Genomic DNA, 24,793 nt, shown 5'->3' on the forward strand with positions numbered 1-24,793 from the left:
GAATCAGCGGAAAAACTCCCCCGGCGTGGCATCGAACTGCTGGCGAAACGCATTGATGAACGCCGATGTCGATTCATACCCGCTGGCCAGCGCCACGTCCGTGACCCGTTCGCCATGTTCGAGGGCGGGCAGGGCGCTGAGCAGGCGCAGGCGTTGGCGCCAGGCGCGGAAAGTCAGGCCGGTATCGCGCAGGAACAGGCGGCTGAGGGTTTTTTCGCTGACCCCCAGTTTGTCGCTCCATTGCCCCAGGGTGGTCTGCTGTTCCGGGCGCTGGTTGAGGCTGCGGTAGATCTGGCGCAGGCGCGGGTCCATCGGCAGCGGCAGCATCAGGTCGACTTGCGGCGCGGCGGCGAGTTGGTCGAGGATCACCTGGGCCAGGCGCCCGTCGGGGCCGCCCTCGGCGTATTCCACCGGCAGTTCGCTGAAGCGGCGGATCAGCTCGCGCAGCAGGTTGCTCACCTCCAGTACGTGACAATGCCCGGCCGCCCATGGGGTGACGCTGCAATCGAGGTACAGGCTGCGCATCTCGGTGTGGGGCGTGCTGTACACCCGGTGCGGCATGCCCGCCGGAATCCACACGGCCCGCTGTGGCGGCGCGACGAAGCGGCCGGCGCTGGTCTGGATCTCCAGCACCCCGGAAATCGCGTAGGACAATTGCACCCACGGGTGACTGTGGCGACGGGTCAACGCGCGATTGGGCAGCGATTCGGTGCGCCCGTACACCGGCCGTGGCAGGCTGGAAAGCCCCGGAATGCTACGGCGCACGGTGTTGGCATGTCCTTTAGGCGGCATTTACTGGCTCGTTGGCGTTAGTCGGTAACAAGGCGTTACGTTAGAGTCGCGGTGACGCTCTTGGCAACCCCTGGAAGACTTCACTATGACCCGGCCCCGCTTTCTGCCCGACAACTTCACCCTCACGCTGATCGCTACGGTGATCCTCGCCTCCCTATTGCCCGCCAGCGGCCAGACCGCCGTGGCATTCGGCTGGGTCACCAACCTGGCCATCGCGCTGCTGTTTTTCCTGCACGGCGCCAAGCTTTCGCGCCAGGCCATCGTGGCCGGCGCCGGCCATTGGCGCCTGCACCTGTTGGTGTTCAGCCTGACCTTTGTGCTGTTCCCGTTGCTGGGGCTGGCGCTCAAGCCGGTGCTGTCGCCGTTGATCGGCAAAGACCTGTACATGGGCATGCTTTATCTCTGCGCGTTGCCGGCCACGGTGCAGTCGGCCATCGCTTTCACTTCCCTGGCGCGGGGCAATATCCCGGCGGCGATTTGCAGCGCGGCGGCGTCGAGCCTGTTTGGGATCTTCCTCACGCCGTTGCTGGTGACCCTCTTACTCAACGTGCATGGCGAGGGCGGCTCCACCGTCGATGCCATCGTGAAAATCAGCGTGCAATTGCTGCTGCCGTTTATCGCCGGGCAGATCGCGCGGCGCTGGATCGGCGAGTGGGTAGGGCGCAACAAGGCGTGGCTGAAGTTCGTCGACCAGGGTTCGATCCTGCTGGTGGTGTACGGCGCGTTCAGCGAAGCGGTGAATGAAGGCATCTGGCACCAGATCCCGCTGTGGGAACTGGGCGGGCTGGTGGTGGCCTGCTGCGTGCTGCTGGCGCTGGTGCTGATGGCGTCCACCGTGTTGGGCAAGGCCTTTGGGTTTAACCAGGAGGACCGCATCACCATCCTGTTCTGCGGCTCGAAGAAAAGCCTTGCGACCGGTGTGCCGATGGCTCAGGTGCTGTTTGCCGGGGCGAGCATGGGCGTATTGATTCTGCCGTTGATGCTGTTTCACCAGATCCAGCTGATGGTGTGTGCGGCGCTGGCGCAGCGTTATGCCAAACGCGCGGAGAGTGTTGCGGAGTTGATGGCGCAGGTGGATCCGTAACATTTTGTTGCTCTGCGACGATTAACCTCAAGTTAGTACCTGTGCTGACGACTTACTTCTTAATCACCAGGAAGGAGTATCAGCATGCGTATCAACGGTTTTTCGGCAGCGACAGGTCTCCTTTGCCTCTGGGCAAGCGCATGCGGCGCGGCGCAGCCGGCAAGTCAGGGCACCATCAGGTTTACCGGGAGTATCGTTGAGCCGATGTGTGCGACAAATGCGCACAGTGGCACGCAGTTGGACGTGACGGGGTGCCCCAGCGCCAGCCGAGGTAACCAGTTCACGGTCCGCAGCGTGGCACCTGTGGCCAGCGTCAACGGGGCCAGTCTGCGGCTGGTGGCGGACAGCGGCAGCGGGCGTTTTTACGATCAGCGCTACCTGTTGGTGGACGGACGCGGTCAGCCGGTCAAATCGGGTAGGTACGTGGTGACGCTGACCGCGCCCTGATTCTGCGCCGCGGATGAGCGTCAACAGCCGCCCGAGAAACCTATAGAATGCTCGGCGGCGGCGCTTGTCCTGGGTGGCCGCTCGATCACCGTCAGAGTACCTCGCCCGTCAATGAGCCTTTCAACCGCAACTCCCCAGCCAAACTGGCAACCGGTCATCGCCCTGGCGCTGGCCGCTTTTGTGTTCAACACCACCGAATTCGTACCCGTCGGGCTGCTCAGCGCGATTGGCGAAAGCTTCGACATGCCCATCGCCAGCGTTGGCCTGATGCTCACCATTTATGCGTGGGTCGTCTCGCTGACCTCGTTGCCGGTGATGTTGCTGACCCGCAACGTCGAGCGACGAAAGTTGCTGATCGTGCTGTTCGGGCTGTTTATCGCCAGCCATATTCTGTCCAGCGTGGCCACCAGCTTCGGCCTGTTGATGGTCAGCCGTATCGGCATCGCCTTGTCCCATGCGCTGTTCTGGTCGATCACCGCATCTCTCGCCGTGCGCCTGGCGCCGCAGGGCAAGCAGGTGCAGGCCCTGGGCTTGCTGGCCACCGGCACGTCCCTGGCGATGGTGCTGGGCATCCCTCTGGGGCGCCTGCTCGGTGAAGCCATGGGCTGGCGCACCACCTTCCTGGTGATCGCCGCGTTTGCGGGCGGGCTGGTGTTCTGGCTGGCGCGTACCTTGCCGCCGCTGCCGAGCCAGAACTCCGGCTCCCTGCGCAGCCTGCCACTGCTGTTCAAACGCCCGGCGCTGGTGGCGTTGTACGTGCTCACGGCGATGACCGTCACCGCGCAATTCACCGCCTACAGCTACATCGAACCCTTCGTCGAAGGCGTGGCGGGCATGGGCGGCGGCGCCGTGACCCTGATCCTGCTGGTGTTCGGCGGCGCGGGCATTATCGGCTCGCTGCTGTTCAGCCTGGTGCACCGCTTCAATCCGCATCTGTTCGTGGTCGGTACTGTGTTCCTGCTGGCGGCCTGTCTGGCGCTGTTGCTGCCATTGAGTGGCGCCGAATCCTACCTGGTGGGCTTGAGCGTGTTCTGGGGCATGGCGATCATGGGCTTCGGGCTGGCCATGCAATCCAAGGTGCTGGTGCTGGCTCCCGACGCCACGGATGTGGCCATGGCGATGTTCTCCGGTATCTACAACATCGGCATCGGCGGCGGCGCCCTGATGGGCAGTTGGGTCGGCAGCCACTTCGGCTTCGCCTGGATTGGCGCGGCGGGTGGGCTGCTGGCGGCGCTGGCGTTGGTGGGGTATTGCCTGGCGATTCGGCAGTTTGGGACGGGGGTGGGGCCGCGGGAGTAGCCAACCAATTGGCTACCCCGGGTTTTGTCAGCGAGGGACGTGGTTGCGTCCATACATCATCAGGAATCGATCCAGTTCAGAAAAGCTGCGCTGAGGCATGGCTACCAGGACCTGCGACATAAAGTCTTTGAGCACTTGAATGTCATTCCAGCTGGATGGCCGTTTCTTGCGTTTCTGGGGCGGGCGCACTGGCTCGAACAGGGCGTTCATCGCGCGAAAGTTGTGCTGGTCGATAATGGGCAGGGGCGCGCTGTGATGTACAAGGTGCGTGATGTACGCCGACGTGATGTAGGTCGTTTGCCGTTTGAACTGCGCCTGCCACCACTGGAAGGTTTGGTCTGGCGCTTGAGCGCAACCGGAACCGATGAACCGTGGCCAGAGCCCCTCTACCTCTGCAATCAGGTTGCGATGGCGTTGTGGGTAGTTCGGTTTGCCCCAATGGCCCCACTTCCACAGCAGCGAATCTGCAATCCGTGGGTTCTGGGCCGTTCGCGCTGAGTAAGAGGTCTTGAATGCTTGGTAATGGGCTGCCGGATACTTGAGGAAGTCGTACTCGTTCAGCACTGCGTCAAACACGGGAGCAATCCGAGCAGCGATCAGTGTGGCTTCTGAAGGTGTGGTTTTCGAAAACAATGGAGTCATGTCTTAAGTGCTTGCCTAGTCAATGATGTGTGCGGAATGTGCAATCAGCTGTGATTGCACGCCGGGTACCTTCCCCATGTGCATACATATTCCCAGAGTAGCTTGCGCTCCAAATGCTTGATGTAGGCGGTGGTGTAAGGCATGCCCATACTCACCGGGCAAGTAGACACCCAGATATGTTCGGCGGGCGTTGTTTCAAGCAGCGTCAGCCTGAAGGTGTTCCCTCCCGAGTGTCCGGCCCGTTCGCTGAAAGCCGATACATTGAATTGACGCAGCCGATCAGCCAGGCTCTGACCGGTGGTCTCACCGATATAGATAGTCGCATCGCAATTTCGATGAGTATCTGGTTTGTGTTTGCTGCGCGCGATGAAATACACCCCGGGTAAGTGTTTACCGGGCAGTTCGCCACGGTCGGACCACGGGTGCCACTCTGAAAAACCTACTTCGCCTGACATATGTGTTCATCGTCCTTGTTGAGGTCAAGGGCGCTGATCCTATCTCAAGAAATGGCTATGAGCCATCATTCTTGGCTGGCGGTCGTTTTGCTGGCGATAGTCTTGGAATGCACCTATCTGGGAGCTTGCGCTAGGGTCAACCTGGCGCCTATCTAAGTTCATGGGACGGTGCAGCACCTTGGCATTTGAACTACTTTGATTGACGACCGATTCCTGCCCGGTGATGACTGATGCGTACGTTCTGGAAGCGATATGTGGCCCTGCTGGAAAACGACTTGAGTGCGCAGATTTTCGACAATGTGAAAAACCTGCTGGTGTGTGCGCTGTTATTCGCCGCCGGTACCAACACGTTGCTGGGCCAGCAGCCGCTGTTTATTGGCGTGTTTGCCTCGACTGTGGCGGGGTGGGGGCTGATTGTGTTGTCGAGCATGCTGATGCTGTTGAACGTCAGTGATGGCATCCGCCGCCTCGCCAGGTTGCGCTATCACCTGGCGCTGCAAGTGCTGTTGATCCTGGTGTATCTGGTGGTGGCCGAGCGAGTGGTAGAGATTGTGTGGGGCTTTCGCGCCCACTGAAGTATCCTGCGCGCCCCGTTTACCACTGATTCAAACCACGATGACAGGACAAGACATGCAGGCGTTGCTGGAGTCGATCCTCGACGAAGTGCGCCCTCTGATCGGCCTCGGCAAAGTCGCCGATTACATCCCCGCGCTGGCCGATGTGCCGGCCAACCAACTTGGCATTGCGGTGTACGGCAACGACGGCTCGGCTTACCGCGCCGGCGACGCCGACACGCTGTTCTCGGTGCAGAGTATTTCCAAGGTGTTCAGCCTGGTGCAGGCGATCGATCATGGCGGCGAAAGCATCTGGGAACGCCTGGGCCACGAGCCTTCGGGGCAGCCGTTCAACTCCCTGGTGCAGCTGGAGTTCGAACGCGGCCGTCCGCGCAACCCGTTCATCAACGCCGGCGCCCTGGTGATCTGCGACATCAACCAGTCGCGCTTCGCCGTGCCGATCCTGTCGATGCGCGATTTCGTGCGGCGCCTGTCGGGCAACCCGCAGATCCTGGTCAACAGCGTCGTCGCCGACTCCGAGGCCCAGCACGGCGCACGCAACGCAGCCATGGCCTACCTGATGAAATCCTTCGGCAACTTCCACAATGACGTGGACGCGGTGCTGCACAGCTACTTCAACTACTGCGCCCTGCAGATGAGCTGCCTGGACCTGGCCAAGGCGTTCAGCTTCCTGGCCAACGAGGGCACGAGCGCCCACAGCGGCGAGCAGATCCTCACGGCTCGCCAGACCAAGCAAGTCAACTCGATCATGGCCACCAGCGGGCTGTATGACGAGGCGGGCAACTTTGCCTATCGCGTGGGCTTGCCGGGCAAGAGCGGTGTGGGCGGCGGCATCGTCGCGGTGGTGCCGGGGCAATTTACCGTATGCGTATGGTCGCCGGAGTTGAACGCAGCGGGGAATTCGCTGGCTGGGATCAAGGCGTTGGAGTTGTTGAGTGAGCGGATTGGGTGGTCGGTGTTTTGAGTGCGAAACCGCTTAGGGTGGTTTGGGCAGCCCACGGCAGGACATGGGACATACATTGAGGTAAAGTCGAGCCAGCGTTCGACGCCTGAGGTGATCTATGCTCACTGCCATTGATCAGCCCTTGTCCTGAACCGGAGACCAACATGTCACGTAAAAAAGTTAAGCCCCAAATCACCGAGGCACAGATTCTTGCCCAGGAATCGAGCATTCCCTCCATTGCGGCCAAAGCCTTCAGGGACGCCTACGAGGTTGCCCTTTCCAAGGGCGAGTCCGTGCTCGTGGTGCGTGCTGGCCAATTGGTTAAAGTTTCCAATACGGAAACGTTGGTTATCCGCCCTGTGGAAACCTACGGCACCCTCAAGGCCGGCACGCGTTTGAAAACCAGAAAATCCTTGTTGGACCGTCGATCTGCCCAGGCGCAGATCCAGGCTTGAGTACTACCCCTCGGGTCCGTATGTTCGCCGGACCTAACGGGAGTGGAAAGAGCACATTCAATTCGAAAGTTCCAGCCCACTTGCTGGTCAACTACATCAATCCTGATGCAATTGAGCTGGGCATTCGTGAAACGGGTGTTTTTGACTTTGCGGTCTTCGGGCTATCCCGCTATGCCGAGTACGCGACTGCGTTCTTGCGCCGTCATTCACTGCTATCAAAATTTCCCGATTCCCTTGCCAAACTGGACGACCTGGCCGTCAAGGGTGAGCGGATCATTTTTGCTTCGCGCAACATAGACTCTTATATCGCTTCTGCTCTTTCTGATTTTATTCGGGTGTCTTTGATTGAAGAACATGTAAGTTTTACATTCGAGACAGTCATGTCGGATAGCAGCAAAATTGAACTGCTAAGGCAGGCGAAAGCTGCCGGTTACAGGGTATACGTTTATTACGTTGCCACCGCAGATGCTGATATTAACGTTGCTAGGGTTGCTTATCGGGCCTCCATAGGTGGGCATGATGTACCGCCGGACAAAATTCGATCTCGTTATAGGCGCTCTTTAGAGAACTTGTCAGAAGCGATACTTTTATCCAATCGAGCCTATATCTTTGATAACTCCCAAGACGGCGAGCCCAGCTTTGCACAACTTGCGGAGATTACAGAAGGCGAGGATATCGATATTGTTGCGGACACCCAGCCTGCGTGGTTTCAGCAATATGTCATCGATAAGTTGACTTAACCGTCGAAGAGCAAACGCTGAAGGCTAGTATTAGGCTGTCGTAGCAACTTCACAAACAAGTCCACGACAACAAAGACGATGGTGGCGAGGAGGGCGCAGGTGCGGCTTTGTAGTCGCGACGATGATCCCAACGGTAACGTTCTGTTCCGGGTCTGTCGGGAGGGCGCCCGAAAATAGCGCAGGCGCCTGATGCCGTCTATGTCAGGCTGCCGGGTGAGTTTCGTCCAGCGCTTTGTCCACCAACAATTGCACACCTTCCAGCATCCGACAGATGCCCAGCGCCATATTGCGTTGCGCACCGTCGATTTCAAAAGCCAGGTGCGTGGCGATGTCGGTGATGGAGGATAGATCCTGGGATGCGTTGACCAGCAGGGTTTCTGTGCCCAGGTTGGGGCTTACGGTGAAGAGTTTATCTGGGGGATTTGGGGTGTCTTTGATCATGGTGAAGCTCCTTTGTAAATAGGGCTGCCACGATTCGCGGTCAATCGAAGAGGGTGGCAGCTGTACGCGGGTTGACCGACCGGCCCAAAGAACAAAACCGGCATACCCGAAGGTATCCCGCGTACAGCTGCCGCGACACGATACATCAGACGTAAAAAAACGCCTAAGCTCGGTGTTGGCGCAGTTGCTCTTTGAAGTCGGACGGTCAAATCCGGTCGCTGAATTGGCAGCGACGGAGGAGAGGTTAGTCAGCGAAGTTCCGAGCGACAACCTGAAAGCCTTGTCGGAAAAATCCGAGAAGAGCAAACGCGGAAAGTGAATGCCACGCTGCCGTCGCAGGCCAGGATTTTTCTCTTTGTGCTGCAGAACGAAGTGCGAGGTACTCAAATCGTGCACCGTTTGGCGGGACGCGGAGCGTCCCAGGCGGCATTCCCACGCAGAGCGTGGGAACGATCAGCCCGCTCGTCACAAAGGTTTATTCAGCGTCTTTTTTGCGTGACTTCGCCCACGGCAAAATCATGCCCACCTCCTGCTGGTAACGCCGATACCGCTCACCAAACAACGCCACCAGATCCTTTTCTTCAAAGCTGGCGCCAATGAAGATGTAAACCGTCATCCCCATCGAAAACAACAGGTGCCCAGCGGTCATGTGCGGTGTTGCCCAAAAGGCGATCAGGAAACCCAGGTACAGCGGGTGACGCACGATCTTGTAAAACAATGGCGTTCTGAATTCTGGCGCCTGTGGCGTGGCCCTGCGCCATCGGTCGATGGGCTGCTTGAGCCCGAACAGTTCGAAGTGGCCGATTAAAAAGGTTGCCAGTAAAGCGATGCCCCAGCCCAACCAGAACAGGCCAATCAATAGGCCCTTGGCCCACGTCGTTTCAACTTCCCAAACGGTGAGCGTCATCGGTTGCCACAGCCAGAACATCAGTACAAGCACCAAGCTGCTGAGCAGTACATACGTGGAGCGTTCAACGGACGTCGGAATGACTGCCGCCAGCCACCGCTTGAAGCCTTTGCGTGCCATGACCGTGTGCTGGACGCCGAACAACAGGATCAGTGCGCAGTTGATCAGCACGGCGAGTGGCCAAGCGAGGAGGGGCCCATCGTTGATGTTTTTGGGCACCGCCACACTGCCGACGAAGCCGATCAAATATAAGAACGTGATTAGGAACACCACGTAACAGCAGGCGCTGTACACCAGTGCGATGGCACGGACGGCGCGGTTGTTGTTGAGGTTCATGAGCGTGCCCTACCCACAGGATGAATGGGCAGCAAACCTGCAGGTCAGCCACTCCATGGTTAAGCCTAGCGGGTTTTGCGTGCGCGGTAAGCTGGGAGAATTGACAGCTCTCAGCGTTACGGGCAGCAGGATTCAGCTGATAGTGGACTGATTCGACAAGTCACGCGGCCGAATAACGGGCAGAGATCCCCGGCGGTTCCTACAAAAAAGAAGTACGTTGTCGTCAGCCTTTATTTAATGATGACCTCGCACCTTCACATCCTTCAGCAATTGCCAGACAATGCGCCCGCTGTTCCGGAGTAGTTCAGCGGTAGAACACTCGGCTCAGGACCGGGTGGGCGCTGGTTCGAATCCAGCCTCCGGACCCATCACATCACAAGGCAATCTGGACACATCCCCAGAACACACGGAGTGACTGGCATGGGCGCGGGTTATGCGGTTTTCCAACTGTCCAAAGCGCTGATTGCGCACGATAAAAATTGCGGTCCCCTCGCTCGCTTTAAAGCCGGCAGACGTATTTCACAGTGGCAGCAGGTAATTACGCACATGCTGCAAGGCACCGCTGAGTACGGTTCGCGCGCTCCGATTGCCGGGCTTCCCGCCTGGGTTACGCTGGAAGTCATTACGGGGGGCTTTGCTACCGGCAACCTTTTGGCCGGTGGCGAACTGACCGACTATGAGCGGGAATTGGCCGCCTCTATTCCGGGTGTTCGCCCGGGGTTCGAGCGGTTGGACATCAATGCCTGGCACCTGACGGATGATGGCCTTGATGCTCTACACCAGCGTTTGAGTACTTGTGACTATAGAGTTGATGTACCGGAAGAAGCCGCGTTACTGACAGTGGCCTGGCTGTCAGGCCAGCAGCGCAACGATGAAGCCAGGGCACTGATAGACCTGATTGTTCCATTCTTCGATCGATTGCGTTTCTTTCCGTCAATCTCCGTGCAGCTCCCGGTTTCAGCCACACAGGTTCACATAGTTGATGCCGGTGAGGTCAAGGAATTGCTTTCAACCCTGCCGCCTCACGCTCAGATCGTTGCTCAGAAACTCAGTATTGAAGCCCGTCTGCCCCTATATGATTCAGCCGTTGCGCATTTCCTCCTGACTTATCAGGCTGGCTGGCCGTGCCGCAGTTATCCGGCTCAGTGGCACGAGCAGGCAGCCGAATTAGATACGCGTTATAAAAGCCTTGGACTCAACAAATGCTCCCCAGATCGTGTGGAGGAATTGTTTCTTCTGCTCGAGCAATGCGCCCGTGATGCTGAATCGCTCACAGGACGTCAGGTAGGTCGCATTAGGCGAATAGTCGATGACTTCGTGCTCAAGCATGGCGCGCCGGATTCGGCCTCTCACCTTGCGTTCCGTGCGAATCAGCTTCGCCAGGTTGCGGGGCCAGAGCATCACCTGATTGCGCGTGCCGTGGCAAAGCGTCTCTCCAAGTATCCGGCGCAAAGTGGTATCTCGGATTTTGTCGATTTGGTCGTTCCGCTCACTGCTGAGGAGGCCTTCGAGTGCGCGCCGGGCGGATGTGTAGCGATACCCGCGGCGATCCTGCGGCGAGTTGAACGCTGTCGCAGTGGGACAATCAGCGAATTGATCGAGCATGGGCTAATCACCTCGGGTGACACAGTCGCACGGGTGCTGCCCGCGATGACAGCTCAGCTCAGCAGCTCGGGCTTACGCGACGAAGCACTTAGGATGCTCTATGCCTCGACCTATCAGGCTTTCCGTCGACGGCGTTCGTTATTGCTATTGAACCTTCAGCGTCAGATCGGCTTCAGTGAGTTGCCATGGATTGCTGCAATTGAGGGTGATCGACAGTCAGGCGTTGGTGCCGCGAGTGCCGCCAGGCAAGCTCTCGTTGAATCATCGGCATTGACGATTCATTCCTTTCCTTATGCCATCCTTCCTAACAAGCTTCTCCAGGAGTTTGGAACACTGGCGGACACTGCGGGACTCGATCTTCCCTTTGTGGAGGAAGTCGCTGCAGATATCTTCATGGGGCAGTTTTCACGTAAGTTCGCTGACAATGCCCGGCGAGCGGGAGGGGAGATAGCAGGTACGCTATACGCACGTTACTACGCGATTGATACCGATGAACTGGCCCGTCTAGTCACCACAGGGCGACGACATGCGCGAGTTTCCAGCGATGCCTTCGCCGCCTTATGCGCGAAGCGCGCGGGGGCTAAATTGGGCACTTGGCACCCTGCAACCAATGGCACCATCCTTGAGCAGCAGCAGATTTTAACCACTCAAAACCTCGCACTGCTTTTTGATGAGCTTGGATTGAAAGTTTTACTGAAGCCTCGACTAGCAAGCATGGTCCAGACGTGTTTTGAGTGGATCTGCAAACGGTACCAAATGCAGACTGAGCTCTATCATGCTCGGTTGATAATGCTCAAGAATACGGCCTACGCCTGGCGTCAGATGGTGTTTTACCTTGCGATGCTTGACGAATATGAATGCCAAGATGCGTTGCGGTCTGTCGAGGCTTATTTCGCCACGCAGCCTGTGGCTTTCCGAGAAAAATTTCTACCGTTGATGAGTGGGTTGCGTAAGGCCGTCGCAGGCGAAGTATTGCCTCAGCAGGGACCAACAGCCGATGGTGCGAGGGTGTTTCTGGGATGGACCACTACACGCCACTGGCTACTTCCTTCGCAGCACGTTGGCTCAAACTGGGCCGTTGAGCGGTAGGTAATCATTTGGTTGATGCCGACGTGTTTGAACTGCTCGCAAGCGTCTCATTTGGCCCGGAACCTGAAATAACAAAGGCCGCCCCTCCCACAGTTGGAGAGAGGTATCCGCCCAAATAAAAAATGCGCCCCTTCGAGCGCATTTTTTTGTTCGGTCCGCTATCGCCTATCAGGCCATTGCATCCCAGGCCCGATCACCGTGCTCGTCCTTGATCCGAGTCGGCAGGCCCATCACGTCCAGCGCCTTCAGGAACGGTTCTGCCGGCAGTTCCTCGACGTTGGCCATGCGCTGCACGTCCCATTCACCACGGGCTACCAGCAGCGCGGCGGCTACCGGTGGTACGCCGGCGGTGTAGGAGATGCCCTGGCTGTCGGTTTCGGCGAAGGCTTCTTCGTGGTCGGCGACGTTGTAGATGAACACCTCACGCGGCTGGCCGTTCTTGGTGCCTTTGACCAGGTCACCGATGCAGGTTTTGCCGGTGTAGCCAGGGGCGAGCGAAGACGGGTCGGGCAGTACGGCCTTGACCACTTTCAACGGCACCACTTCCAGGCCTTCGGCGGTTTTGACCGGCTTTTCGGACAGCAGTCCGAGGTTGTTGAGCACGGTGAACACGTTGATGTAGTGCTCGCCAAAGCTCATCCAGAAACGCACGTTGGGCACGTCGAGGTTTTTCGACAGCGAGTGCACTTCATCGTGGCCGGTCAGGTACAGATTCTGCGAACCGACTACCGGCAGGTCGTCGGTGCGTTTGACTTCGAACATGGTGTTGCTGGTCCACTGGCTGTTCTGCCAGCTCCACACCTGTCCGGTGAATTCGCGGAAGTTGATTTCCGGGTCGAAATTGGTGGCGAAGTATTTGCCATGGGAGCCGGCATTGACGTCGAGGATATCGATCGAATCAATGCGGTCGAAATGCTGTTGCTGTGCCAGCGCGGCATACGCGTTGACGACACCCGGGTCGAAGCCCACGCCGAGGATGGCGGTGATGTTCTTCTGTTTGCACTCTTCCAGGTGGTTCCATTCGTAGTTGCCGTACCACGGCGGGGTCTCGCAGACCTTGCCCGGCTCTTCGTGGATGGCGGTGTCGAGGTACGCTACGCCCGTGTCGATGCAGGCCCGCAGGACCGACATGTTGAGGAACGCGGACCCCACGTTGATGACGATCTGCGAGCCGGTCTCGCGGATCAGGGCCTTGGTCGCTTCCACGTCCAGGGCGTTCAGCGCGAAGGCTTGGATATCGGCGGGTACCTTGAGGCTACCCTTGGCCTTGACGCTGTCGATGATGGCCTGGCATTTGGAGATGTTGCGCGACGCGATAGCAATACGACCGAGCTCGTCGTTGTGCTGCGCGCACTTGTGGGCCACCACCTTGGCGACACCTCCTGCACCAATGATAAGAACGTTCTTTTTCAATTGCTTTATCTCTCCTTTATCCGCCAGCTTACGAAAGGCTGGACAGGTAGTCTTCGTAACCAAATTCACGAACCACCTCGACTGTACCGTCGAGTTGTTTCACTACGATGGACGGCATTTTCAGGCCGTTGAACCAGTTTTTCTTGACCATGGTGTAGCCCGCGGTGTCGATGAACGACAACCGATCGCCGATGGCCAGCGGACGATCGAATTGATATTCGCCGAAGATATCCCCGGCCAGGCAGGATTTGCCGCACACCATATAGGTGTGTTCGCCTTCGCTCGGTGCCAGCTTGGCGTTGAGGCGGTAGATCAGCAGGTCCAGCAGGTGGGCCTCGATGGAGCTGTCGACGACGGCGAGGTTTTTGCCGTTGTAGAGGGTGTCGAGCACGGTGACTTCCAGGGAGGCACTGTTGGTGATCGCCGCTTCACCCGGTTCCAGGTAGACCTGCACGCCGTACTTCTCGGAGAACGCCTTCAAGCGCGCGCAAAAGGCGTCCAGCGCATAGCCTTCGCCGGTGAAGTGGATGCCACCGCCGAGGCTGACCCACTTGACCTTGTGCAGCAGTTCGCCGAAACGCTCTTCGATGGTGCCGAGCATCTTGTCGAACAGGCTGAAATCGCCGTTCTCACAGTTGTTATGGAACATGAAGCCGCTGATCTGCTCGATCACGCCTTCGATTTTCACCGGGTCCCATTCGCCCAGGCGGCTGAACGGACGCGCCGGGTCGGCCAGCAGGTAGTCGGAGCTGCTCACCTGCGGGTTCACACGCAGGCCACGGGTCTTGCCTTCGCTGCGTTCGGCAAAGCGCTGCAGTTGGCTGATGGAGTTGAAGATGATCTTGTCGCAGTTCTCCAGCATCTCTTCGATTTCATCGTCGGCCCAGGCCACGCTGTAGGCGTGCGCTTCACCTTCGAACTTCTGGCGACCGAGCCTCAACTCATACAGCGACGACGAGGTGGTGCCGTCCATGTATTGCTGCATCAAGTCGAACACCGACCAAGTGGCAAAGCACTTGAGCGCCAGCAGCGCTTTGGCGCCGGACTGCTCGCGCACATAGGCAATCTTCTGCATATTGACCAGAAGCTTCTGTTTATCGATGAGGTAGTACGGCGTTTTGATCATTTTTGAGAGCCTGCGGCGGTGCCTGCCAAAAAAGGACACGCATTGTGCCCGCACTTGGAACAGATCGAAAGGTTCGTGGGCGGATTTTGCTGCGCCACTTTTAATCTGGCCTGCCAATGTGACAGGCCGTCAGTATGATGGGCCACTCTGACGCCGGGATTTCGCTTAGCTTGCCTTCCCCAGCATGACTGAGGGGCGTCCAGACTGTCACGCACGCGCTCCCACAATCAGCCGGCTCGCTAGAGTTTGATCGCGTGGGTGGCCTTGGCATCGTTGATTCGATGAAAGCCGCAGCGCAGATAAAACGCTGCAGCGTCAGGTGTATCGGTAGACAGGCGCACGGTGCGAAAGCTGGGCGTTGCGAACTCCAGCAGCGCCTGCACCAGTGCCTTGCCCACTTTGCGGTCACGCATTGCGCGCGTCACATATACCCGGCGTAGCCGACCCGCTGCTGGGCCTGTATAGGGGTCGATGGACAGACCGCCGACGGCAATCAATTGGCCTTGGTAGAACACGCCCAGCAGGCACTCTCCGGGTCGTTCGAATCGCGCGGTGCGATGCTCCCACTCATTGATCAGTCGCGTCACAAAACGAAAGCCCTCGGCCACTGCTTCGGCTTCCAGCGCACGAATCGGTTCCGCAAGTGCCTGGAGTCTGCGTATTGAAAAGCCTGGGTCGGCCTGAAGAATCTGGTCCATCCGTACACCTGCCCCTAAGCTCACGCCACTTTATTCCTACCCGCCGCCTTGGCCTCATACAACCGCAGATCCGCGCGTTTGAGCAGCGCCAGGGAATCGCGGTCGGCGGGTTCGGCCACGCCGATGCCGATGCTCACCGTCATCTGGCCTACCGTAGGAAACACTGCCGCTGCCACGGCGGCGCGGATCTTTTCGGCGACCACTTCGGGGCTGTCGGGTTCGTCCACCTCCGGCAGCAGCACCGCGAATTCTTCACCGCCGTAACGGGCGACGAAATCGGTGGCGCGGGTCGTTTTTTCGATCACCGAGGCCAGGTGCGCAAGCACCTCATCCCCGATAGCGTGGCCGTAGGTGTCGTTGATGCGCTTGAAGTAGTCGGCGTCGATCAGCAGCAGGGCGAAGGTGCGGCCGGTGCGCTGAAACAGCAGGCTGTTTTCCGCGAGTTTTTCGTCGAAGCGGCGGCGGTTATAAACGCCGGTAAGGGCATCGTGCGTGGCCAGTTTAAGCAGTTCGGCATTGGCCTGGGTGAGGTCGGCGGTGCGCTGGGCGACGGTGGCCTCCAGGGACGCGTTGGCTTCCTGCAGTTCGCGCTCCTTGCTCAACAGCGATTGGGTCATGCCGGCCAGCGAGCGGCCCAGTTGGGCGATCTCCAGCACCGCGTGTTCCTGGGGAAACACCGCGCCGGGTTGCTGGTCCTGCACCTGCTTGGCTGACTTGGCCAGCCGTTCGATCGGACGGCTGAGGGTCGACGCCAGATAATAGGCAACCAGCCCGAACACCACTGCGGCGAGTACGCCCAGTATCAGCAGTTTGTACAGCAACTCGCGCGCCGGTTGCAGGGCGATATCCAGCGGTTGGCGCAGTACGATGTACCACGACAGCTGGGCATTGGACGGGCTCGGCACCGCCACCGATGCCGTCACGTAGCCGTTGCCGGAGGTCCAGCCGGAGGGGCTGTTCAGGTGGGTTGGGGGTATCTGTTGGCCGGCGAGTGCCTCGGGGTAGAGCACCTTGCCATCGCCGTCGATGATCAGCGCTTGCAGGTCCGGCACGGCGTCTTTTTGCTGGGTGGCCGACTCGACGATATGGGTGACCCAGCTCCAATGCGCGTGGGCTCCAAGCACGCCGATCGTCTCGCCCTGGGCGTTGCGGATCGGCGCGGCAAAGTCGATGAAGCGCAACGGCTCACCACTGGGCGACCCCGGCATCAGCTTGGCCAGCAACACCGCTTCGTGGGGATCGCCGGTGTACTCGCCGCGCATGCCGGCCTGGAACCAGGGGCGTTGCTGCACCGATTGATTGACCAACAGCCCGTTGACCGCCTGATGCACACGCCCCTGGGTGTCGGCCACGCCCATCCATGCATACTCGGCGCGCGATTGGCTGCGCAATTCCATCAGTGTAAGGATATCCGGCGCGTCCAGGTTGCCCAGGCGCATCAACGGCGCCTTGCTCAGCAGCGACACTTCCAGTTGGCGTTCGCGCAGTTGCATGGCCAGCAGCGCAGCGGTGGAACGAGCAGCGCCGAGCAAGGCATTACCGCTGGCCTGACGCACCTGGCCGGTGGCGATATGGCCCACATAGAATCCGACACTCAACAGCGTGAGCAATGACAAACCGGCAAACCACAGGGTCAAGTGACTACGCAGACTGGTTTTGATCATGAATGCTCAAATGAGTAATTATTTTGACGCATGGTATGCCCGATGCAGGGGTGGCCGCCAGCCAGGACTTGCCCGACTTTGGGGTTAACATGAGCGAATCTTGTGTTCATCTAAAATAAAATGAGTTTGTCTCACTCTGATCACCTGCCGACAATAGCCGCCATTACCACTTGTATTGGAGTTGCACGTCATGGCAGTCGCTCATTCCCTCGGGTTTCCACGCATTGGACGCGACCGAGAATTGAAAAAAGCCCAGGAAGCCTTCTGGAAGGGCGAACTCGATGAAGCCGGCCTGCGTGCCGTGGGCCGTGAGCTGCGCCAGGCACATTGGGCGCTGCAGAAACAGGCGGGTATCGAGTTGTTGCCGGCCGGTGATTTTGCCTGGTACGACCAAGTGCTGACCCACTCGCTGATGTTCGGCGTGGTCCCCGAGCGTTTTCGCCCAGCCGATGGCCAGGCCACGCTGCATACTCTGTTCGCCATGGCCCGAGGGGTCAGCGACCCCTGCTGCGGCGGTGCCCATGCCCAGGAAATGACCAAGTGGTTCGACACCAATTATCACTACCTCGTACCTGAGTTCAGCGCCGACCAGCACTTCCATCTCGGTTGGGACCAACTGTTCGATGAGGTCAGGGAAGCCCGCGACCTGGGGCACACCGTCAAGCCGGTGATCATTGGCCCGCTGACTTACTTGTGGCTGGGCAAAGTCAAGGGTGGCGAGTTCGACAAGCTCGATTTACTCGATCGCCTGTTGCCACTGTACGGTCAGATCTTCCAGCGCCTGGCGGAACTGGGGGTGGAATGGGTGCAGATCGACGAACCGATCCTGGTGCTCGACCTGCCGCAGGCGTGGAAGAACGCGTTTGAACGCGCCTACAACCAAATCCAGCGCGATCCGCTGAAAAAACTGCTCGCCACCTACTTCGGTGGCCTGGAGGAAAACCTCGGCCTGGCCGCCAACCTGCCGGTGGACGGCCTGCATATCGACCTGGTGCGCGCGCCGGACCAGTACCCGACCATCCTCGACCGTTTGCCCGCCTACAAAGTGTTGTCGCTGGGCGTGGTCAACGGCCGCAACGTCTGGCGCTGCGACCTGGAAAAGGCGTTGGCGACCCTGCAGCACGCGCATGAGCGCCTTGGCGATCGGCTGTGGGTGGCGCCGTCGTGTTCGTTGCTGCACAGCCCAGTGGACCTCGGTCGTGAAGACCAGCTCGACGCCGAGCTGAAAAGTTGGTTGGCGTTTGCCGTACAGAAATGCGCCGAAGTGGTGCTGTTGGCCCAGGCGGTCGATCAGCCAGACGCCGCCAATGTGCGCGCCGCACTCACTGAAAGCCGCACCGTGCAGGCAGCTCGCGCGGGTTCGCCACGTATCCACAAACCGGCGGTGCAGGCGCGCGTAGCCGCCATCACGGCCGAGGACAGCCAGCGCCAGTCGCCATTTGCCCAGCGCATCGAGCGGCAGCGCGCCGGCCTTGATCTGCCGCTGTTTCCCACGACCACCATCGGCTCATTCCCGCAGACCGCGTCGATCCGCCTGGCGCGTCAATCCTACAAGCAAGGCAAGTTGAGTGAGGCCGAATACGTTGAAGCCATGCACAGCGAGATCCGCCACGCAGTCGAGGTGCAGGAGCACCTCGGGCTGGACGTACTGGTACACGGCGAAGCCGAACGTAACGACATGGTCGAGTATTTTGCCGAGCAACTGGACGGCTATGCGTTTACCCGGTTCGGCTGGGTACAGAGCTACGGTTCGCGTTGCGTGAAACCGGCGGTGATTGTCGGCGATCTGAGCCGTCCGCACCCCATGACCGTCGAGTGGATCCGCTACGCCCAGGGCCTGACCCGCAAGGTCATGAAAGGCATGCTGACCGGCCCGGTGACCCTGTTGATGTGGTCATTCCCGCGCGAAGACGTGAGCCGCGAAGCGCAGGCCCGGCAATTGGCCCTGGCGGTTCGGGATGAAGTGCTGGACCTGGAGGCCGCGGGCATCCGCATCGTGCAGATTGACGAAGCGGCATTCCGTGAAGGCTTGCCGTTGCGTCAGGCGCAGTGGCAGTCGTACCTGGACTGGGCCACCGAAGCGTTCCGACTGTGCGCCGCTGGCGTGCGCGATGAAACCCAGATCCATACGCACATGTGCTACAGCGAGTTCAACGACGTGATCGAGTCCATCGCGGCCATGGATGCCGATGTGATTACCATCGAAACCTCGCGCTCGGACATGCAGTTGCTGGAGGCCTTCGAAGCGTTCGATTACCCCAACGACATCGGCCCGGGCGTCTATGACATTCACTCGCCTCGTGTGCCGGATGCCTCGGAGATGGCCAACCTGCTGCGCAAGGCCGCCCGGCGCATCCCCGCCGAGCGCTTATGGGTGAACCCGGATTGCGGGTTGAAGACACGCGCCTGGCCGGAGACGGAAGCGGCGTTGATTCATATGGTCACCGCGGCCCGCCAACTGCGCGCCGAGCTGGCTTGACACGGTAAAAAGTGCGGAGGGGGCTTGTTGTGATGGGCGTACTTGCCCCTCCCGCAACTGGATCGGTGTCAGCTCAAAGGTATTTGAGCCAGGCCAGGTCGCGGCGACGGTTTTTGAGCGTGGCGAACCAGCGCACGGGCGGGTACAGCGCCAAGGGCAACACCAGCGCCAGCAGCCATACCGCACCGATAGTGTCGAAGCCGAAGTAGTTGCCATGGTTCAGGCCGAACAGCGCGACACAGGCGACATACAGCACTTTCAATACATAAAGATGCAGCAGATAAAAGAACATCGGCGCGCTACCCAGCACCGCCAACACGCCAATCCAGCGTCGATGCCCCGCGCGTTCAAACGCCAGCAACAGCAACAGCCCAATCCCCAGTGTCAGCATCAGGAACAACAGCGAAGGCGGGTACTTGGTCACATTAAAAAAGCTCATCAACGTTTGCACGCCGCTGTCATACGCCTGCCAGGGTTTTTCGCCATAGCCATTGGCTGCGCGCAGCCCCACAAACCCCACCAGCGCACTTACGCCGGCCCACAACAGATAACGCTGGCGTACGCTTGGGGAGGTCATCTGCGCAAACCACGGGCCGAGGCTGTAGCCCAGGGCAATCACACCGATCCACGGCAACACTGGGTAGGTGACGCGCAGGCGCAGGTTCTCGCTGAGGTCTATCCAGCTGCGTTCATGCGCAATCGCCCATAGGTGTTGCAGCGCCGACCCGTTTGCGACGTGCACGCCGTCAAGCAGGTTGTGGCCGGCAATGAGCAGCAGCGCCAGCCCGATCAGCAACGCGCGCGGCAGCCACACCAGCGCGGCCAGGGCGAGCATGCTCACGCCGATGGCCCAGATTACCTGCAGGTAGATCACACTGGGCGGTAACTGGAAGGTCCAGGCGAAGTTGACCAGGGTAAATTCCAGCACCACCAGAAACAGCCCGCGCTTGAACAGAAATGCCGACACATCGCGCCGCCCTTGGTGTTTTTGACCATACAGCCAGGCCGAGAGCCCGGTGAGTAATACGAACACCGGTGCGCAGAGATGGGCGAGCGTGCGGCTGATAAACAGCGCCGGCTCCGTGCTGTCAATGTTCATCGGGTCGCTGACCTGGCGGTGCAGCAGGAAGGTCTCGCGCACATGGTCGAGCAGCATGAACAGAATCACCAGGCCACGCAGGGCGTCGATGGAGAGCAGTCGTTGGCGCGCAGGGGCAGCGTCGGTCATGGGCGAGGGTCACAGGGCAGGTTGAGAAGGAGTGTTATCCTATAACATTCGAGTGTGTCGTGCCGTGCTTCTGATACCGTTATTGTTTAAGCCTCACTGGAGTCCGCCACCGTGATCCCCCATGACGCCACAGCCAGTCACACCGCCCAGGACGTTCTCGATTTCTGGAAAACCGCCGGCCCCAAGCGCTGGTTCGCCAAGAGCGAAGCCTTCGACGCCACTTTCCGGGACACGTTCTACGCCACCCATCTGCAAGCCGCCCGCCGCGAGCTGGAGGGTTGGCTGGACTCGGCGCAAGGCGCGCTGGCCCTGCTGATCCTGCTGGACCAATTCCCGCGCAACGCCTTTCGCGGCACCGCGCATATGTTCGCCACCGACCCGCTGGCGCGGCTGTATGCGCAGCGCATGCTCGACGCCGGGCTGGACCAGCAGGTTGAACCGGCGTTGCGCGCCTTCTGCTACCTGCCATTCGAGCACTCCGAAGAACGCGCCGACCAGCAACGCTCCCTGCAACTCAATCAGACGCTGGACGCGAACACCTTTCGTTGGGCCAAGGAACATGCGCGCATCATCGAACGATTTGGGCGCTTCCCCCATCGCAATAAAGTGCTGGCGCGGATCACCACGGCAGAGGAGCAGGCGTTCCTGGACACCGGAGGCTTTGCCGGGTAACGGCTATTCCTGCCGGGAATGCCCCCATAAAAAGCCTGCATTGTCTTTATCGTCGTCGATCTCGTAGCGTAGGGCTTCATTTCAAGGAGATCGCCATGCGCCACGAACCGTTGCGTCTTTACGTCGATTCGCTCTACACCAGCCCTTACGCAATGTCGGTTTTCGTCGCCCTGCAAGAAAAAGGCCTGGCGTTCGATACGATCCCCCTGGACCTGGAGGCAGGGCAAAACCAGGCGGCCGACTATGCGCGGCTGTCGCTGACACAACGGGTGCCGACGCTGATCGAGGGGGATTTTGCCTTGTCGGAGTCCTCCGCGATCACCGAGTACCTGGAGCAGGTTTACCCGTCTATCCCGGTGTATCCCACCGACCCGAAGCAGCGTGCCAAAGCGCGCCAAGTACAGGCCTGGTTACGCAGTGATTTGCTGCCGATCCGCCAGGAGCGCTCGACGCTGGTGGTGTTCTGCGGGCAGAAAATGCCGCCGTTGTCGCCAGTGGCCGAAGCGGCCGCGGCTAAATTGATTGCGGCGGCCCAGGCACTGCTGTCGGATAACCCGGTTCACGTGTGCGGCGAGTGGTCAATTGCCGATGTAGACCTGGCGGTGATGCTTAACCGCCTGATCCTCAATGGCGACGCAGTGCCTGCCGAGCTGGTGGCGTATGCGCAGCGCCAGTGGCAGCGGCCGTCGGTGCAGGCGTGGGTCAATCAGCCACGTCCGGCGCTGTAGCCGGCTCGGCCAGTTGCGCGGCACGCCGGTCGAGGTCTTCCCAATCGGCCATGCCCAACACCCGCGTGGTGTTCAAACCGCGCAGGTAGCCTCGCAACTGCTGCGCGCTGGCCTGGAACCGGTCGGCGTCCACCGTCTTATCCTGCAGCACCTGCTCATACTCGGCCAGGTAATCGGCGACCCGATCGCGAAACTCCGGCAGGACGGCTTCGCGGATGCGGTCGAAGGTTTTCTGGTGGGGCTTCATGGCGTGGTCCTTATAGTTTTAGCGGTGCACTATCGCTTCAGATAATAGTCACCATCACGTAACGCAAGTTCTGTTTTTGCCGCATAAGCGCAAAACTGCCTCATCGACACGCCGTTCAGGGAAATGCGCGATGAGAACGTTTATTCAATTGTGTTCAATCATTCTGATGCTGGGGGCGGCTGCGCTCAATAACGCGGCAATTGCCGGCGATCTGCGTGCAGGCCATTTGCTACCTATCGTCGGTAGCGTAAACTCTCTGCAACCTACGCAATCGGTGGGTGTGTTGCTGAGCGACAACACCCGCGACAATCTCAGCTACCTTGAACGCTACCACGACATGGCCTTGAACGGCGCCAAGGATGCCCTCGATTCACGCATCCGCGCAGCGTTCGTCAACAGCTCCGACCCGGAACTTGCCATGGACTGGTTGATGCATTCGCTGCAGGGCAGCTTCGTCTCGGTCACCGTCTACGACAACCTGGATGCCCTGGTGCGAGCGCATCCGGATGTGGTGGTGATGCTCGACACTCACAACCAGTTGCTGACCCCGCGTAATGACCAGGTCCAAGCGCGGTTTGTGGCGCGGTTCTATGATGCCGATCTGCAATACATCGCCAAGGCCGAGGGCTCGGTACACCGTCATGTGCCGTCTGTGTGGGTGCGCGACAAGGCTGCGCCGGAGATTGCGGCGCAGATCGAACAGCAGCGCGATGTACAGCTCGACGCCTTGAAGCAGTTCGATGCATCGCTCAAGGCGCTGATGCGTGCGGGTTGATATGAACTTTTACTTTTATCGTCAGGATGTTTTCATGCGCTCTTTTTTCGTACCGGCCACGGCCTTCGCTTCTTTGTTGCTGGCCGGTTGCGTCTCTGCCCCTAACACTCCGAGCTTGACCCTGCAGACCACCAAAACCCCTGAAGGCTATGTGCAGTGCGTGCTGCCCAAGCTGGAAAAACACGCTATCTCCTCCACGGTGACGCAAAACTCGCGTCACGCCAAAGTGCTGTTGACCAGCCGGATTGCCGCCGACGATGTGCTCGAAGCCTACAAGGCCGGGGAGGGCGCCAAGGTGTTTTTGTATGAGCGCAAGCCGCTGGCGTCGACTATTACGCCGTCGCGCCTGGAGATAGCGGCCAAGGAATGCCAATAACGCGATGCGCTGATAGGAGAGGGGCCTGGCCCCTCCCGCCAAGCGGATTTACGGTTTAACTTCGTCAGCGAAGTGACGCACTGTTTTGATCAGCCCCTGAGCGGCCAACGCCACCAGTTCCCCGCCTTTTTCCACCGTCGCCAGCGCCGGGTCGGAACCCATGCGCCCATCGGGGAAGCGTGCGCGGAAGTCCAGCGCTTCGCGGATCGGCCCGGTGTTGGCGATCTGCGGCGAATAGTCGGCTGTCTTGATTGCATCCGGGTAAGCCCATTGCGTCACTGCGATTTCCGACGGCGTGGCGTGGCTGCCATGACCCACGGGGAACTGACGATGGGCCAGCTCATTGACACCCTCCAGATCCCACCAGTTCACCAGTTTCAGCGCGAACCCGGCCGGACGCCGGGCGAAGCTGGCTTCGGCGTACAACTCGGAAAACGCCGCTTCAATCGTGGCGATATTGCCGCCATGGCCGTTCAGGAACAGGATCTTCTCGAAGCCATGCCCGGCCAGCGAGCGCACCCAATCGCCAATCGCGGCGATAAAAGTGGAGGGGCGCAGGGAGATGGTGCCGGGAAACCCCAGATGGTGCTGGGCCATGCCGATATTGAACGTGGGGCCGATCAGCAGGTCGGCGTGCCGTTGTGCCTCATGGGCGATGATTTCCGGGCACATCCAGTCGGTGCCCAGCAGACCGGTCGGGCCGTGCTGCTCGTTGGAACCGATGGGCACCACCACCGTGCGGCTGCGCTGCAGAAACTGCTCGATCTCGATCCAGGTGGACTTATGTAGAAGCATGGGGTGCTCTCTTTAATCGGTGGGGACAGGCTAACCGCCACGGATTGTACGACTACTGGCCACCTGTTGGGGCTTGCAATTGAGGTAAGTGGAAGACTTCAACCAGCGCTGGTCGGGATACCACGAAAACATGAACTGGCCGTCCTTGAGCTTGTCCACCACTTGACGCGCCACTTGCGGGCGCACGGCCGGGCAACCCTGGCTGCGGCCAATACGGCCTTCGCGCTTGCTCCACAGTGGGCTGACGTAATCGGCGGCATGAATCACAATAGCGCGGTCGCGGGCCGAGTCATTGAACCCCGGCTCCAGCCCGTCCATGCGCAGTGAATAACCATGGGTGCCCAGGTAACTTTCCTGGGTGCGGAACAGGCCAAGGCTGGACTGGTGGCTGCCTTCAAGGTTGGAGAACTGGGTGGCGAAGTTTTCCCCGGACTTGGCGCCGTGGGCCACCAGGTCGCGCAGCACCAGGGTTTTCTTGCGCAGGTCGAAGATCCACAGGCGACGGGCGGTCGAAGGTTGGGAATAATCGATCACGGCCAGGCGTTCGGAGCGTTCTTCGCCGTTGCTGACTGCACATTGCACCGCGTTAAGGGCGCTTTTGAGCACAGTGGGATTGAGTTCTGGAGCCGATCGCGCCAGGCTGTTATACAAGGAAGGCACGTTGCCATTGGCGGCGAGCACAGAGTTACTCAACGCAGCCAGGCTTGCGGCCATCAGGCCGAGGCGGCACAGGAAAGTCAGCATCTACAGTACAACCCCCCACTGTGGATTGGAGCTAAAGC

The 24,793-nt window shown here is 59.7% G+C and carries 26 protein-coding genes and 1 tRNA gene; 14 read left to right on the top strand and 13 right to left on the bottom strand.

Annotated features, from left to right (window positions below):
• Nucleotides 1-3: 3 nt before the first annotated feature.
• Nucleotides 4-792: an AraC family transcriptional regulator gene (locus tag QRN10_RS07975; protein WP_285428131.1), complete on the bottom strand. Its 789-nt coding sequence runs from the start codon at nt 790-792 to the stop codon at nt 4-6.
• Between the two features lie 85 nt (nt 793-877).
• On the opposite strand from QRN10_RS07975, the gene QRN10_RS07980 reads away from it, so the two are divergent.
• From QRN10_RS07980 to QRN10_RS07990, 3 genes are all read left to right on the top strand, one after another.
• Entirely contained in the window at nt 878-1,876 is a 999-nt protein-coding gene (locus tag QRN10_RS07980; protein ID WP_181076757.1) for a bile acid:sodium symporter family protein, read from the top strand.
• A gap of 84 nt (nt 1,877-1,960) precedes the next feature.
• Nucleotides 1,961-2,323, top strand: a complete 363-nt coding sequence (locus QRN10_RS07985) for a type 1 fimbrial protein (RefSeq protein WP_181076758.1) — start codon at nt 1,961-1,963, stop codon at nt 2,321-2,323.
• A 111-nt stretch (nt 2,324-2,434) separates the two neighbouring features.
• The gene (locus QRN10_RS07990; protein WP_285428132.1) at nt 2,435-3,622 is read left to right on the top strand and encodes a sugar transporter; all 1,188 of its coding nucleotides are present in this window, start codon (nt 2,435-2,437) and stop codon (nt 3,620-3,622) included.
• A gap of 27 nt (nt 3,623-3,649) precedes the next feature.
• Here QRN10_RS07990 and QRN10_RS07995 read toward each other — a convergent pair whose 3' ends face one another.
• Both QRN10_RS07995 and QRN10_RS08000 read right to left on the bottom strand, forming a co-directional pair.
• Nucleotides 3,650-4,264 carry a hypothetical protein gene (locus QRN10_RS07995; RefSeq protein WP_266247826.1) on the bottom strand — a complete coding sequence of 205 codons (615 nt, stop codon included), beginning with the start codon at nt 4,262-4,264 and terminating at the stop codon, nt 3,650-3,652.
• Nucleotides 4,265-4,308: 44 nt separating this feature from the next.
• Complete coding sequence (locus tag QRN10_RS08000; protein ID WP_080758750.1) at nt 4,309-4,719, bottom strand: hypothetical protein; 411 nt, start codon at nt 4,717-4,719, stop codon at nt 4,309-4,311.
• Between the two features lie 230 nt (nt 4,720-4,949).
• On the opposite strand from QRN10_RS08000, the gene QRN10_RS08005 reads away from it, so the two are divergent.
• The 4 genes from QRN10_RS08005 to QRN10_RS08020 all read left to right on the top strand — a co-directional run bounded on the left by QRN10_RS08005 (nt 4,950) and on the right by QRN10_RS08020 (nt 7,432).
• Nucleotides 4,950-5,294: a hypothetical protein gene (locus QRN10_RS08005; RefSeq protein WP_253508150.1), complete on the top strand. Its 345-nt coding sequence runs from the start codon at nt 4,950-4,952 to the stop codon at nt 5,292-5,294.
• A gap of 55 nt (nt 5,295-5,349) precedes the next feature.
• Nucleotides 5,350-6,258: a glutaminase B gene (gene glsB, locus QRN10_RS08010; protein ID WP_032889526.1), complete on the top strand. Its 909-nt coding sequence runs from the start codon at nt 5,350-5,352 to the stop codon at nt 6,256-6,258.
• A 143-nt stretch (nt 6,259-6,401) separates the two neighbouring features.
• Nucleotides 6,402-6,692, top strand: coding sequence for a hypothetical protein (locus QRN10_RS08015; protein ID WP_285428133.1), 291 nt, complete (start codon nt 6,402-6,404; stop codon nt 6,690-6,692).
• 80 nt (nt 6,693-6,772) lie between these two features.
• Nucleotides 6,773-7,432 carry an ATPase gene (locus QRN10_RS08020; protein ID WP_285428134.1) on the top strand — a complete coding sequence of 220 codons (660 nt, stop codon included), beginning with the start codon at nt 6,773-6,775 and terminating at the stop codon, nt 7,430-7,432.
• A 201-nt stretch (nt 7,433-7,633) separates the two neighbouring features.
• Here the strand turns inward: QRN10_RS08020 and QRN10_RS08025 are convergent, their stop codons facing one another.
• On the bottom strand, nt 7,634-7,873 hold the full coding sequence (locus tag QRN10_RS08025; RefSeq protein WP_285428135.1) for a DUF6124 family protein: 240 nt from the start codon (nt 7,871-7,873) through the stop codon (nt 7,634-7,636).
• Between the two features lie 475 nt (nt 7,874-8,348).
• Nucleotides 8,349-9,116: a methanethiol S-methyltransferase gene (gene mddA, locus QRN10_RS08030; protein WP_285428136.1), complete on the bottom strand. Its 768-nt coding sequence runs from the start codon at nt 9,114-9,116 to the stop codon at nt 8,349-8,351.
• A gap of 293 nt (nt 9,117-9,409) precedes the next feature.
• Here mddA and QRN10_RS08035 point away from each other — a divergent pair.
• Nucleotides 9,410-9,484 (top strand) — tRNA-Leu (locus QRN10_RS08035).
• Between the two features lie 52 nt (nt 9,485-9,536).
• Nucleotides 9,537-11,810 carry a hypothetical protein gene (locus QRN10_RS08040; protein ID WP_285428137.1) on the top strand — a complete coding sequence of 758 codons (2,274 nt, stop codon included), beginning with the start codon at nt 9,537-9,539 and terminating at the stop codon, nt 11,808-11,810.
• Nucleotides 11,811-11,978: 168 nt separating this feature from the next.
• Here the strand turns inward: QRN10_RS08040 and QRN10_RS08045 are convergent, their stop codons facing one another.
• The 4 genes from QRN10_RS08045 to QRN10_RS08060 all read right to left on the bottom strand — a co-directional run bounded on the left by QRN10_RS08045 (nt 11,979) and on the right by QRN10_RS08060 (nt 16,711).
• Nucleotides 11,979-13,223, bottom strand: a complete 1,245-nt coding sequence (locus QRN10_RS08045) for a saccharopine dehydrogenase family protein (protein ID WP_181076769.1) — start codon at nt 13,221-13,223, stop codon at nt 11,979-11,981.
• 28 nt (nt 13,224-13,251) lie between these two features.
• Nucleotides 13,252-14,349, bottom strand: coding sequence for a carboxynorspermidine decarboxylase (locus tag QRN10_RS08050; protein WP_285428138.1), 1,098 nt, complete (start codon nt 14,347-14,349; stop codon nt 13,252-13,254).
• 239 nt (nt 14,350-14,588) lie between these two features.
• Nucleotides 14,589-15,047, bottom strand: a complete 459-nt coding sequence (locus QRN10_RS08055) for a GNAT family N-acetyltransferase (RefSeq protein WP_285428139.1) — start codon at nt 15,045-15,047, stop codon at nt 14,589-14,591.
• A 20-nt stretch (nt 15,048-15,067) separates the two neighbouring features.
• The gene (locus tag QRN10_RS08060; RefSeq protein WP_253508142.1) at nt 15,068-16,711 is read right to left on the bottom strand and encodes a sensor domain-containing diguanylate cyclase; all 1,644 of its coding nucleotides are present in this window, start codon (nt 16,709-16,711) and stop codon (nt 15,068-15,070) included.
• A 190-nt stretch (nt 16,712-16,901) separates the two neighbouring features.
• Between QRN10_RS08060 and metE the strand changes: the two genes are divergently transcribed.
• Nucleotides 16,902-19,190 carry a 5-methyltetrahydropteroyltriglutamate--homocysteine S-methyltransferase gene (gene metE, locus QRN10_RS08065; protein ID WP_285428140.1) on the top strand — a complete coding sequence of 763 codons (2,289 nt, stop codon included), beginning with the start codon at nt 16,902-16,904 and terminating at the stop codon, nt 19,188-19,190.
• 73 nt (nt 19,191-19,263) lie between these two features.
• On the opposite strand, the gene QRN10_RS08070 is transcribed toward metE, so the two are convergent.
• Complete coding sequence (locus QRN10_RS08070) at nt 19,264-20,418, bottom strand: acetyltransferase domain-containing protein (protein ID WP_266247830.1); 1,155 nt, start codon at nt 20,416-20,418, stop codon at nt 19,264-19,266.
• A gap of 111 nt (nt 20,419-20,529) precedes the next feature.
• On the opposite strand from QRN10_RS08070, the gene QRN10_RS08075 reads away from it, so the two are divergent.
• Both QRN10_RS08075 and yfcF read left to right on the top strand, forming a co-directional pair.
• A complete protein-coding gene (locus QRN10_RS08075) occupies nt 20,530-21,090 on the top strand; it encodes a DUF924 family protein (RefSeq protein WP_266247831.1) in 561 nt (186 codons plus the stop codon).
• Between the two features lie 95 nt (nt 21,091-21,185).
• Nucleotides 21,186-21,818 carry a glutathione transferase gene (gene yfcF / locus QRN10_RS08080; RefSeq protein WP_285428141.1) on the top strand — a complete coding sequence of 211 codons (633 nt, stop codon included), beginning with the start codon at nt 21,186-21,188 and terminating at the stop codon, nt 21,816-21,818.
• On the opposite strand, the gene QRN10_RS08085 is transcribed toward yfcF, so the two are convergent.
• Entirely contained in the window at nt 21,793-22,065 is a 273-nt protein-coding gene (locus tag QRN10_RS08085) for a hypothetical protein (RefSeq protein ID WP_181076782.1), read from the bottom strand. The two genes, yfcF and QRN10_RS08085, sit on opposite strands and share 26 nt — an antisense overlap.
• Nucleotides 22,066-22,195: 130 nt before the next feature.
• On the opposite strand from QRN10_RS08085, the gene QRN10_RS08090 reads away from it, so the two are divergent.
• Both QRN10_RS08090 and QRN10_RS08095 read left to right on the top strand, forming a co-directional pair.
• Nucleotides 22,196-22,840 carry an ATPase gene (locus QRN10_RS08090; protein ID WP_285428142.1) on the top strand — a complete coding sequence of 215 codons (645 nt, stop codon included), beginning with the start codon at nt 22,196-22,198 and terminating at the stop codon, nt 22,838-22,840.
• A 34-nt stretch (nt 22,841-22,874) separates the two neighbouring features.
• Nucleotides 22,875-23,216: a hypothetical protein gene (locus QRN10_RS08095; protein ID WP_181076785.1), complete on the top strand. Its 342-nt coding sequence runs from the start codon at nt 22,875-22,877 to the stop codon at nt 23,214-23,216.
• A 48-nt stretch (nt 23,217-23,264) separates the two neighbouring features.
• On the opposite strand, the gene QRN10_RS08100 is transcribed toward QRN10_RS08095, so the two are convergent.
• Both QRN10_RS08100 and QRN10_RS08105 read right to left on the bottom strand, forming a co-directional pair.
• Nucleotides 23,265-24,011, bottom strand: coding sequence for a creatininase family protein (locus tag QRN10_RS08100; protein ID WP_181076787.1), 747 nt, complete (start codon nt 24,009-24,011; stop codon nt 23,265-23,267).
• Nucleotides 24,012-24,041: 30 nt separating this feature from the next.
• Entirely contained in the window at nt 24,042-24,755 is a 714-nt protein-coding gene (locus QRN10_RS08105) for a murein L,D-transpeptidase catalytic domain family protein (RefSeq protein WP_181076789.1), read from the bottom strand.
• Between the last annotated feature and the right edge of the window lie 38 nt (nt 24,756-24,793).

Origin of the sequence: Pseudomonas sp. lyk4-R2A-8, from assembly GCF_030209095.1 — a bacterium.
GTDB classification, from domain to species: Bacteria; Pseudomonadota; Gammaproteobacteria; order Pseudomonadales; family Pseudomonadaceae; genus Aquipseudomonas; species Aquipseudomonas quebecensis.

Coding starts and splice junctions, on each gene's coding strand:
- QRN10_RS08090 (WP_285428142.1), top strand. CDS start 22,196: ATGAGAACGTTTATTCAATTGTGTTCAATCATTCTGATGCTGGGGGCG.
- QRN10_RS08070 (WP_266247830.1), bottom strand. CDS start 20,418: ATGACCGACGCTGCCCCTGCGCGCCAACGACTGCTCTCCATCGACGCC.
- QRN10_RS07995 (WP_266247826.1), bottom strand. CDS start 4,264: ATGACTCCATTGTTTTCGAAAACCACACCTTCAGAAGCCACACTGATC.
- QRN10_RS08000 (WP_080758750.1), bottom strand. CDS start 4,719: ATGTCAGGCGAAGTAGGTTTTTCAGAGTGGCACCCGTGGTCCGACCGT.
- QRN10_RS07975 (WP_285428131.1), bottom strand. CDS start 792: ATGCCGCCTAAAGGACATGCCAACACCGTGCGCCGTAGCATTCCGGGG.
- yfcF (WP_285428141.1), top strand. CDS start 21,186: ATGCGCCACGAACCGTTGCGTCTTTACGTCGATTCGCTCTACACCAGC.
- QRN10_RS08085 (WP_181076782.1), bottom strand. CDS start 22,065: ATGAAGCCCCACCAGAAAACCTTCGACCGCATCCGCGAAGCCGTCCTG.
- QRN10_RS08105 (WP_181076789.1), bottom strand. CDS start 24,755: ATGCTGACTTTCCTGTGCCGCCTCGGCCTGATGGCCGCAAGCCTGGCT.
- QRN10_RS08060 (WP_253508142.1), bottom strand. CDS start 16,711: ATGATCAAAACCAGTCTGCGTAGTCACTTGACCCTGTGGTTTGCCGGT.
- QRN10_RS07990 (WP_285428132.1), top strand. CDS start 2,435: ATGAGCCTTTCAACCGCAACTCCCCAGCCAAACTGGCAACCGGTCATC.
- QRN10_RS07980 (WP_181076757.1), top strand. CDS start 878: ATGACCCGGCCCCGCTTTCTGCCCGACAACTTCACCCTCACGCTGATC.
- QRN10_RS08050 (WP_285428138.1), bottom strand. CDS start 14,349: ATGATCAAAACGCCGTACTACCTCATCGATAAACAGAAGCTTCTGGTC.
- metE (WP_285428140.1), top strand. CDS start 16,902: ATGGCAGTCGCTCATTCCCTCGGGTTTCCACGCATTGGACGCGACCGA.
- QRN10_RS08005 (WP_253508150.1), top strand. CDS start 4,950: ATGCGTACGTTCTGGAAGCGATATGTGGCCCTGCTGGAAAACGACTTG.
- QRN10_RS08015 (WP_285428133.1), top strand. CDS start 6,402: ATGTCACGTAAAAAAGTTAAGCCCCAAATCACCGAGGCACAGATTCTT.
- QRN10_RS08095 (WP_181076785.1), top strand. CDS start 22,875: ATGCGCTCTTTTTTCGTACCGGCCACGGCCTTCGCTTCTTTGTTGCTG.
- QRN10_RS08025 (WP_285428135.1), bottom strand. CDS start 7,873: ATGATCAAAGACACCCCAAATCCCCCAGATAAACTCTTCACCGTAAGC.
- QRN10_RS08100 (WP_181076787.1), bottom strand. CDS start 24,011: ATGCTTCTACATAAGTCCACCTGGATCGAGATCGAGCAGTTTCTGCAG.
- QRN10_RS08040 (WP_285428137.1), top strand. CDS start 9,537: ATGGGCGCGGGTTATGCGGTTTTCCAACTGTCCAAAGCGCTGATTGCG.
- mddA (WP_285428136.1), bottom strand. CDS start 9,116: ATGAACCTCAACAACAACCGCGCCGTCCGTGCCATCGCACTGGTGTAC.
- glsB (WP_032889526.1), top strand. CDS start 5,350: ATGCAGGCGTTGCTGGAGTCGATCCTCGACGAAGTGCGCCCTCTGATC.
- QRN10_RS07985 (WP_181076758.1), top strand. CDS start 1,961: ATGCGTATCAACGGTTTTTCGGCAGCGACAGGTCTCCTTTGCCTCTGG.
- QRN10_RS08055 (WP_285428139.1), bottom strand. CDS start 15,047: ATGGACCAGATTCTTCAGGCCGACCCAGGCTTTTCAATACGCAGACTC.